Here is a 9,561-nt window from a genome sequence, read left to right on the forward strand (position 1 = left end):
CGGTGCCTGAGACGCCTTACGAGGCCCCCCGGACACCGGCGCCCGGCCCCGACACCCCCGGCACCGACGTGCCGGGTACGACGCCCACCGAGGCCCCGGACGTGACGCCCACCGAGATCCCGGTCAACGATCCGGATATCGGCCCCGCCATCGCCCCGGACCCGATGCCGACCGGTCCCGCCAACCCGACGATGTGAGCCCGCCCGGATTGCGGGTTTGTTCGGAGGCGCTGTCGCTGCCATAAGCCGGCCCCATGGCCGCTCCTCCGCTCCTCACCCTCCAAGACGTCGCGCTCACCTTCGGCGGAACGCCGCTGATCGAGCGCGCCGAACTCGCGATCTCGCCCGGCGAACGCACCTGCCTCGTCGGGCGTAACGGCTCGGGCAAGTCGACCCTGATGAAGATCGCCGCCGGGCACGTCGAGCCCGACAGGGGCAAACGCTTCATTCAGCCAGGCACCACCATCCGGTACCTGGCTCAGGAGCCGGACTTCTCGGGCTTCGAGACGACCCTCGATTTCGTCGAATCCGGGCTCAACCACGACGACGACGCCTATCGCGCCCGCTACCTGCTGGAGAGCCTGGGCCTCACCGGCGCGGAGAACCCGCGCAGCCTGTCGGGCGGCGAAGGACGCCGCGTCGCCCTGGCCCAGGCCCTGGCCCCCGAGCCCGACATCCTGCTCCTCGACGAGCCCACCAACCACCTCGACCTGCCGGCCATCGAGTGGCTCGAATCCGAACTCAAGAGCGTGCGTGGCGCCCTGGTGCTGATCAGCCACGACCGGCGGTTCCTCTCAGCCCTGTCGAAGACCACGATCTGGCTCGACCGCGGTGTGACCCGGCGTATCGAGCAGGGCTTCTCCACCTTCGAGGCCTGGCGCGACGCCTTCTTCGAGGAGGAGGAGCGCGACCGCCACAAGCTCGAGCGCAAGATCGCCGACGAGGAGCACTGGCTGCGCTACGGCGTCACCGCGCGGCGCAAGCGCAACGTGCGCCGGCTCGGCAACCTGCATGCGCTGCGCAAGGAGCGTCGCGACGACCGGCGCCCCGTGGGCACCGCCACCATGACCTCGACCGAGGCCGAGAGCTCCGGTGCCCTGGTGATCGAGGCCAAGCACGCGGCCAAGGCCTACGGAGAACGCCGGATCGTCGACGATCTGTCGCTGCGGGTGATGCGCGGCGACCGCCTCGGCATCGTGGGCGCCAACGGGGCCGGAAAGACCACCCTGATCAACCTGCTCACCGGGCAGGTACCGCCGGATTCGGGCACGGTGGCGCTCGGCACCAACCTCAAGATGATGCTCCTCGACCAGGCTCGCGCCGTGCTGGAGCCAAGCATGACGGTCACCGAGGTCCTGACCGGCGGTAGCGGCGATTCGGTGATCGTCGGCGGCGTCAGCCGCCACGTCATCGGCTACCTCAAGGACTTCCTGTTCGCCCCGGAGCAGGCACGCACTCCGGTGAGCGTGCTTTCGGGCGGCGAGCGCAACCGCCTGCTCATCGCCCGCGCGCTCGCCCAGCCCGCCAACCTCCTCGTCCTCGACGAGCCCACCAACGACCTCGACCTGGAGACCCTTGACCTCCTGCAGGAGATGCTGGCGGATTATTCCGGCACGCTGATCCTGGTGAGCCACGACCGAGACTTTCTCGACCGCGTCGTCGGGAGCGTTCTCGTCAGCGAGGGGGAGGGGGCCTGGGTCGAATATGCCGGCGGCTACACCGACATGATCGCCCAGCGCGGGGAGGGCGTGCAGGCCCGCGCCGTCGCGCAGCGCGCCGGAAAGGCTGAGTCGCGCGGGGATGCGCGAGACCGTGCGAAGACCCCGGAGATTGGGACGTCGGCCGGCAAGTCGAAGCTCGGCTTCAAGGACCAGCACGAGTTGAAGACCCTGCCGGACCGGATGAAGAAGCTCGAGGCGGATATCGGCAAGCTGCGCGAGGTTCTGGCCGATTCGGGCCTCTATGCCCGCGACCCGGCACGCTTCGCGAAGGCTTCGGATCTCCTCAGGGTCGCCGAGACCGAACTCGCGAAAGCCGAGGACCGATGGCTCGAACTGGAGATGCTGCGCGACGCATGAGCGGCCATCGGCCTTCATGATGCCGCGATGCGCCTGTGGAATACCATCGACGTGCGCCCGCTTCCATGCGCCACCTGCCACCGGGGTCCGACGTGTCCGCCGCCTCTCCATTTCGCGACCGATGCCGTCGCCTCGGCTGGGCCGTCGGTCTGCCCGGGCTCGCAGCGATCCTGGGCGTCTCCGCCGCCTGGATCACGCCGCGCGTCGAGGATCGCCTCGGCGCGGAGGCCGATGCGATCGCGCGGGCGACGGCCGAACCCGGTGCGGAGCCGTGGTTGCGCGTCGCGGTCGCCGGGCGCGACCTCATCCTCAACGGTGAGGCGCCCGATGCCGCGACCCGCGACACCGCGCATCGGCGCCTCGCCGCCCTCCCCGGCGTTCGGCGTCTGGTCGGGCCGGTCGGATTGGTGGCGCTGGCCTCGCCCTTCGTCTGGATCGCGACGCGAAGCCGGGACGGGGTCGACCTGACGGGATCGCGCCCGGCCGAGATCGGGGTTGGAGCCTTGGCCGAGCAACTCGCCCCGGCGCTGGAGCCGGGAACACCCCTGCGAGACCAGGCCCATGCCGCCCTCGGGGGCCCGCCGGACTTCACCGCCGCCGCCACCTACGCCCTGGCCCGCCTGCGTGCCCTCACGCCCGGCAGCCGGATCATGCTGGAGGACACGCGGCTTTCCATCCTCGGAGTGGCGGCGTCGGTGTCGGACGACGAGGCCCTGAGAGCAGCCCTCACCGACCTGCCGACGGGCTACAGCCTCGGCCGGATCGCGATTCTCCCGGCTATGATTCCCAACTTCCGCTTCGTCGTGACGCGCACCGCCGAAGGCGGACTGGACCTGTCCGGCTACGTGGTGTCGGACGCGGTGCGCGCCGAGATTCGCGGCGAAGCGGCGGCCGCAGCGGAGAACGGCCAAGTCACGGATCGGATGCGCAGCGCCCGCGGACTCCCGCCGGAGATCGATGCGGCCGCGATGGCACGCGTGGCGCTGCAGCTCGCTGGCCTGATGCAGGAGGGCAGCGTCACCGTGGCCGAGGCGCGCGTCTCGCTCAGCGGAGTCGCCCTGGACGCACAGGCGATCCCCGACATCGACACCCTGCTGCGCACCGGATTGCCCGCCGGCCTCGCGCGCGGCGACGTGGCCCTGACCACACGTCCGCTCTCGCCCTATCGGGTAGCGATGCGGCGCGATGGAGACAGCGTCACCCTGACCGGGCACCTTCCGGATACCGCAACCCGGGAGGCGCTGCTCGGCACCTTGCGGGCGCGGCTGTTTCGCGAACGCCTGATCGACAGGACCCGCCTGGGGCAGGGGGCGCCGGCCGAACTCGCCCGCGCGCTTCAGGTCACCGCGGGCTCCTTCACGCTCCTGGCCACGGGCGAGGCCCGCATCGCCGACCGCTCCGTGACCCTGACGGGCGAGAGCCTTTACCCGCAGGGTGCCCGGCGCATCGCGGTCGATCTGTCGGCGGCGATGCCACAGGGCTGGATTGCCGAGACCACGCTGACCACCCCCGGGACGACAGCGGTCCGGACGCCCGAGGCCTGCGTGACCGCGTTCGACGCCGGCGCGGCCGGCCCGGGCCCTGTGTTCTCGCCGGGAAGCGCCACGCTGAAACCGGCCTTCTATCCACGTCTCGATGCGATCGCCGCGTTGGCGAAGACTTGCCCGACCCTACGGCTCCTCATCACCGGCCATGGCGATCCGAGCGACCCCGCGGCATCGGCCAAGACTGCTGTCGCCAATTCCACCCTCGACAAGACTGCAGTCGACAAGCCCACTGTCGAATCGGCGGTGGAAAGCACCGCGTCCCTGGAAGCCACGCGTTTGGAAAAGCTGGAGACCGTCAAGAGGCCGGGTGACAAGGGCTCGGACAAGCAGGACTCGAAGGACAAGTCCCTCGCCAAGACCGCCCCGAAGACGGCACCAAAGACCGCGCCGAAAACCGACTCGGCCAAACGCGCGCCGGGTCAGACCGACGCGAAGCCGGCAGCAACGGCGGAACCGGGGCCGGACCTCGCCCAGCAGCGGGCCCTGGCGATCGTCGACTACCTGCTTCAGGCCGGCTTGCGACCGGACCAGGTGGCGATCGCAGCGGGCGGGACAGTACGGCCCGCCGCCGAGGGCGTGGGAATCGCGAACCGGTCATGACGCGCGACGCGAGGCAGAATCCGTGCCCCTTCTGATGACGTTGCTGTGGCCCGTGCTGGTCGCCAGCGCCCTTCTCGGAGCCGCCGTCGGTTGGCTGACGGGACTTCCCCGAACGCCGATGGCCCGCGGGATCGCGGTGGTTCTGGTCGCGGTCGTCGCAGCCGCCGCCGGCATCGCGGTCTTCGGCCTGGTTCCGGGCCGTGCCGGCTTCTGGGTCGAGAGCGCGGCGCTTGCGCTTGCGGCCTACCTGATCGGCACGACTTTGGTCGCGGCCGTTCTCCACGGCAGCGGCGAACGGCCATGACCGGCCGCACCCGGTCTTTCCCGCTGGACGAACCCTTTTCGCTTCGGGACATGCGTTGCTCTTTTCGGTGCAAGCGTTGCCTGACCGTCACATTTGCGAAGGATTTGCGTCCGGTCCCCGACAATCGACGGGACTTTCCCGGTGTTCTGTCGTTGTTCCCGGGGCGCGCCACCCTCCGGTACCAGCGGCCCCCAGCACACCAGACCTGATGACGGATCACGCAGAACGAACCCAGCCCCTGGATCTGTCATCCTGCGACCGTGAGCCGATCCACATCCTGGGTGCGGTTCAGCCCTTCGGTTTCCTGATCGCCGTCTCGTCGGACTGGATCGTGGTTCGCGCGTCGGAGAACGCGGCCGTCCGTCTCGGTCTGTTGGAGCCGGATCTCCTCGGACTTCCCCTGTCCGACCTGATCGACGGGGAGACGATCCACCTGATCCGCGGCCATCTGCAGGCCCTGCGCGGACCCGACGCCATCGACCGGATCTTCGGCACCCCCCTGCGACCGGGCGGCACACCCTACGACATCGCCCTGCACCTCTCCGATGGGGCCATCGTCATGGAGATGGAGCCGAGCGTCAGCGAGCATCTCAACGCCGGCAACCTCGTCCGCAGCATGGTCGGGCGGCTGCAGCAGACCATCGGATTCGATCCCTTCTGCCGCGAGGCCGCGCGCCAGATGCGCGCGCTGACCGGCTTCGACCGGGTGATGGTCTACCGCTTCGATCCCGATGGCTCGGGCGTGGTCATCGCCGAATCCGCGCGGTCCAGCCTGGATCCCTATCTTGGACTGCATTACCCGGCCTCTGACATCCCGAAGCAGGCGCGCGCCCTCTACGAGCGCAACTGGCTGCGCATCATCGCCGATGTCGATGCCGAGCCGGTCGCCGTGCTGCCGCAGCGCGACCCGCACGGGCGCCCGCTCGACTTGTCGATGAGCACGCTGCGGACGGTGTCTCCGATCCACCTCGAATACCTGCGCAACATGGGGGTGGCGGCCTCCCTGTCGGTGTCGATCCTGCGGGGCGGCAAGCTCTGGGGCCTGTTCGCCTGCCACCATACCGAACCGCGCCACATCTCCCTGGAGCGCAGGACCGGCGCCGAGCTGTTCGGCCAGATGTTCTCGCTGATTCTCGAGAGTCGGGAGCGCGAGGCGGAGGCGGCTTACGAGGGAAGTTCCCGTGCCCTGCACGATCGCCTCATGGGCGCCCTCGCCTCCGGCGGCACCAGCCTGGAGAATATCACCGACTTCCTCGACGACATTGCCGGCATCGTCACCTGCGACGGCATCGGAGTGTGGGTGAACGGGCAGATCACCCTGCGGGGTGCGACCCCGACGGCGGAGGAATTCACCGGCCTGGTCCGCTTCCTCAACCGGACCGCCACCAGCCGGGCCTTCGCGACGCAAGAAATCGGTGCGGTCCATCCGCCGGCTGCCGACTACACCGAACGGGCGGCCGGTCTCCTGGCGATTCCGATCTCGCGAGCGCCGCGCGACTTCCTGGTGTTCTTCCGGACCGAGATCGCCCGGACGGTGACCTGGGCCGGCAATCCGGAAAAGCCCGCATCGCTCGGCCCGAACGGCCTGCGTCTCACCCCCCGCAAGAGCTTCGAGGCCTGGACCGAAGTCGTGCGCGGCCAGTCCGCGCCCTGGAGCGCGGCGGACCTGCGCATCGCCGAGGCGCTGCGGATCACGCTGCTCGAAGTCATCCTGCGGCTCACCGATTCGGCCGAGAAGGAGCGCAAGACCGCGCAAGAGCGCCAGGAGCTGCTGATCGCGGAACTTAACCATCGGGTCCGCAACATCCTGAACCTCATCCGCGGCATCGTCGCCCAGAGCCGATCGCGGGCGACCAGCGTCGAGGAGTTTTCCAGCGTGATCGGGGAGCGCATCCAGGCTCTCGCGCGTGCACACGACCAGATCACCACCACGAACTGGGGACCGGGCTCGCTGCGCGACCTGATCACCCTCGAGGCCGAAGCCTACCTCAACCAGCAGGCGGTCCGGGTTCGCCTGGAGGGAACCGACGTCCTCCTCGAACCTCAGGCGTTCTCCACCCTCGCTCTGGTCATCCACGAACTGATGACCAATTCGGCGAAGTACGGCGCCCTGTCGGAGGCCGCCGGGCAGGTGGACGTGACGTGGGAGCGCGATCCGTCGGACTGCCTCGTCATCCATTGGTGCGAGAGCGGCGGCCCGCCGGTGAAACCGCCGAGCCGACGCGGCTTCGGCACGACGCTGATCGAGCGCTCGATCCCGTACGAGCTGAAGGGCGAGGCGGAGATCAGCTACGCGTTGACCGGTCTGCGCGGGCGCTTCGCAGTGCCGGCGCGCTATGTGCGCCCGGCCCCGATTGCACAGCCCCAGGCGGCGCCGGGTCGCGAATCCATGCTGGACCTCGATCCCATCACCCTGTCGGGCACGGTTCTGGTGGTCGAGGACAACATGATCATCGCCCTCGAGGCTGAGGAGATCCTGGCCTCTCTCGGGGCATCGGCCGTCGACATGGCAGGCTCCGTCCACGAGGCTCTGCGGCAGATCGAGGCGGCGCGCCCCAGCTTTGCGCTTCTGGACGTCAATCTCGGATCGGAGACGAGCCTACCGGTCGCGCGTCGCCTGCTGGCCTCCGGAATTCCGTTCGTCTTCGCCACGGGCTACGGCGAGAGCTTCCGCATCCCGCCCGAACTCGGCGCCGTGATGATGATCAAGAAGCCCTATACGGCCGACACCCTGCGCCGGGCCCTGGCGTCTCTTCCCGGAAGGCAGTGACATCTTGCGGCCCAGCATCGCCGATGCGTCGGCCGCCGCGGCGCAGAGCCGGCAGAGCGATGGTCTATCCCGTAGATTGCGCCGCTGCGAACAGCGCGAAGGCGCGATGCGCGCCCCGAATAGCGGCCTCGTGCCCTTCCGCGGGGCGGGCTCCCAACCAGGCGGCGAAGCTCGGCCACAGGCGCTGGCCCTCGCCATGGCTCAGGAAGCGGGCATTCGCCCGAACCTGCGGATCGATGCTGGTCACGACTTGTCGCAGCAGGACCTGACCGCCGAGGCGCGATCCCTCCAGAACGTAGAGCAGACCCGGCGCCTCGGCCTCAGACGGCCTCTCGGCTCCGGATTCGGCGCCTGCGGCGGGATCGAATGCAAGCCCCAGACCTTCCAGGTCGGCACGAAGCTCGCGAAAGCGGCGGCGCACGGGCCAGTCGGTCGGCAGGAACGCGGCCTCGATCCCGTCGAGCCATCCCTCGATCTGCCAGAAGGGACCGGACATCGCCGACAGGAAGGCGACGTAATCCGCACGGCGCGTCAGGTCGTGAGCGGCAAACCCCGCATCGAGGCGACGATGGGCCGCGTCCGTCGCGTCACGAAGCACGAAGCGGAGATCGCGTGGCTCGGCCACACGGCGCTCCCCCGGCTCCGGCATCGCATGCACCGCGAACGGCACCTGTCCCTCGTCCATGCCCAGATCCCCCAGGTAGCCCGATTCTTCGCCATCGGGCCCGCTGCGCCGGATGGTCCCGACGGTCTTAGACGATCCGACGCCGCCGCCAAGGATCGATCACAGGATCACGGTGACATCCACGCCCGTTCACCACGCACTTCATCGTCCGTTTCCTCGCCCATTTTCCCGCCCATTTTCCCGCCCAGGATTCTCCAGGATTCCCCATGTGGCTCCTCTATGGCTTCGCCCTCGTGGCCGGCATCGCCAACGCGGTCCAGTCGGGAACCAACGCGACCCTGTCGAAATCCCTGGGGCAGCCCTTCGCGGCGGCCATCGTTGTTTCGCTGGTCGGCGCCGGGACCCTGCTGGTTGTCGGCCTGATGCTTGGCCGCTTCGCCCTGCCGACCGTCGACGAGATCCGGTCCGTGCCGCCCTGGGCCTGGCTCGGCGGCACCCTGGGGGCGCTCCTCATCCTGTCCCAGCTCTTCGTAGCCCAGACCATCGGGGCCGCGCCCTATTTCGGTCTCCTGGTGACGGCCGGAGTCGTGACGTCGATGCTCCTCGATCATTTCGGCTGGATCGGGTTCGAGCAGCACGGCGTGACCGTCTGGCGCCTCCTCGGAGGCCTGCTGATGATCGCCGGGATCGCCCTGGTGGCGATGTTTTGACCCCGTCGCACAGGACCCGAAATCGTTCGCCCCGCTTGTCATCCGGCGCCGGACCGGCAAAGCCTCTCCGCTACGTCGACGCCCCCATTCTCACCGACCCGACCGCTGCCAAGGCTGCCATGACCATTTTCCAGGATCTCGTCAGCCGGTTCAGCCAGACCGTGACGGCCTATGCGGGTGACAAGGCGTTGATGCAGGCCATGGTCTCGGCCGCCGCCAACGTGATCGTGGCCGACGGGGAAGTCGCGAGCGAGGAGTTCGACATGGCGTTGGCGGGCATGCAGGCCAACCCGATCCTCGAGAAGGGCTACGACCGGCTGATGCTGGAAAGCGAACTTTATGACGGGATCGCCCGGGCCAGGACGCGGGCCGGCCGGGCCGAAAACCTGCGCCTCGTCGCCGCCATCGAGGGCCGGGGGCAGGAGGACCGCGAGGCGACCTTCCTCATCGCCGCGGATGTGGCCGACCTTGATGGAATCGTCGACGTGGAGGCGCGGGCCCTGGACGAGATCGCCGCGGCACTCGGCCTCGACAAGGCCGCGCTCCTCGCCGCATCGCCGGTACGGCGCCCGGTTCCGTAGAGCGCGGCCGGCCCGAATTTGGCAAAGCCCTTGATCAAAGGACGGCAAGCCTCTAAGCGAGCCACCGTCTTTCGCCCGGCTCGACATCGCGTCGAGCGACAGCCCGGGCGACCGCTCGTGTGAGCTTGCCGCAGGAAAGAGACGATGGCCAAAGAGAAATTCGCGCGTACGAAGCCGCACTGCAACATCGGCACGATCGGTCACGTTGATCACGGCAAGACGTCTCTGACGGCGGCGATCACSAAGGTTCTGGCGGAGTCGGGCGGTGCGACGTTCACGGCCTACGACCAGATCGACAAGGCTCCCGAGGAGAAGGCGCGCGGGATCACGATCTCGACGGCGCACGT

The 9,561-nt window shown here is 69.0% G+C and carries 9 protein-coding genes; 8 read left to right on the plus strand and 1 reads right to left on the minus strand.

Annotated elements, in window-relative coordinates:
• Positions 1-2 precede the first annotated feature (2 nt).
• The 5 genes from ASF60_RS07770 to ASF60_RS07790 all read left to right on the plus strand — a co-directional run bounded on the left by ASF60_RS07770 (position 3) and on the right by ASF60_RS07790 (position 7,298).
• Entirely contained in the window at positions 3-197 is a 195-nt protein-coding gene (locus ASF60_RS07770; protein WP_443136743.1) for a hypothetical protein, read from the plus strand.
• 56 nt (positions 198-253) lie between these two features.
• Positions 254-2,077 (plus strand): ABC-F family ATP-binding cassette domain-containing protein, encoded by a 1,824-nt coding sequence (locus tag ASF60_RS07775; RefSeq protein ID WP_056182949.1) that lies wholly within the window; start codon positions 254-256, stop codon positions 2,075-2,077.
• Between the two features lie 65 nt (positions 2,078-2,142).
• Positions 2,143-4,224, plus strand: a complete 2,082-nt coding sequence (locus tag ASF60_RS07780) for a hypothetical protein (protein WP_056182952.1) — start codon at positions 2,143-2,145, stop codon at positions 4,222-4,224.
• A gap of 22 nt (positions 4,225-4,246) precedes the next feature.
• Positions 4,247-4,528 (plus strand): hypothetical protein, encoded by a 282-nt coding sequence (locus ASF60_RS07785; protein WP_056182956.1) that lies wholly within the window; start codon positions 4,247-4,249, stop codon positions 4,526-4,528.
• 208 nt (positions 4,529-4,736) lie between these two features.
• Positions 4,737-7,298, plus strand: a complete 2,562-nt coding sequence (locus ASF60_RS07790; protein ID WP_056182959.1) for an HWE histidine kinase domain-containing protein — start codon at positions 4,737-4,739, stop codon at positions 7,296-7,298.
• Positions 7,299-7,362: 64 nt separating this feature from the next.
• Here the strand turns inward: ASF60_RS07790 and ASF60_RS07795 are convergent, their stop codons facing one another.
• A complete protein-coding gene (locus tag ASF60_RS07795) occupies positions 7,363-7,983 on the minus strand; it encodes a biliverdin-producing heme oxygenase (protein WP_056182961.1) in 621 nt (206 codons plus the stop codon).
• 206 nt (positions 7,984-8,189) lie between these two features.
• Here ASF60_RS07795 and ASF60_RS07800 point away from each other — a divergent pair, with 206 nt between their 5' ends.
• The 3 genes from ASF60_RS07800 to ASF60_RS07810 all read left to right on the plus strand — a co-directional run.
• Entirely contained in the window at positions 8,190-8,633 is a 444-nt protein-coding gene (locus tag ASF60_RS07800) for a DMT family transporter (protein ID WP_056182964.1), read from the plus strand.
• A 119-nt stretch (positions 8,634-8,752) separates the two neighbouring features.
• On the plus strand, positions 8,753-9,214 hold the full coding sequence (locus ASF60_RS07805) for a tellurite resistance TerB family protein (RefSeq protein ID WP_056183013.1): 462 nt from the start codon (positions 8,753-8,755) through the stop codon (positions 9,212-9,214).
• A 144-nt stretch (positions 9,215-9,358) separates the two neighbouring features.
• On the plus strand, positions 9,359-9,561 hold a 203-nt coding region (locus ASF60_RS07810), incomplete at its 3' end, for a GTP-binding protein (RefSeq protein WP_056182967.1).

Source organism: Methylobacterium sp. Leaf113 (genome assembly GCF_001423325.1).
Taxonomy (GTDB): Bacteria; Pseudomonadota; Alphaproteobacteria; order Rhizobiales; family Beijerinckiaceae; genus Methylobacterium.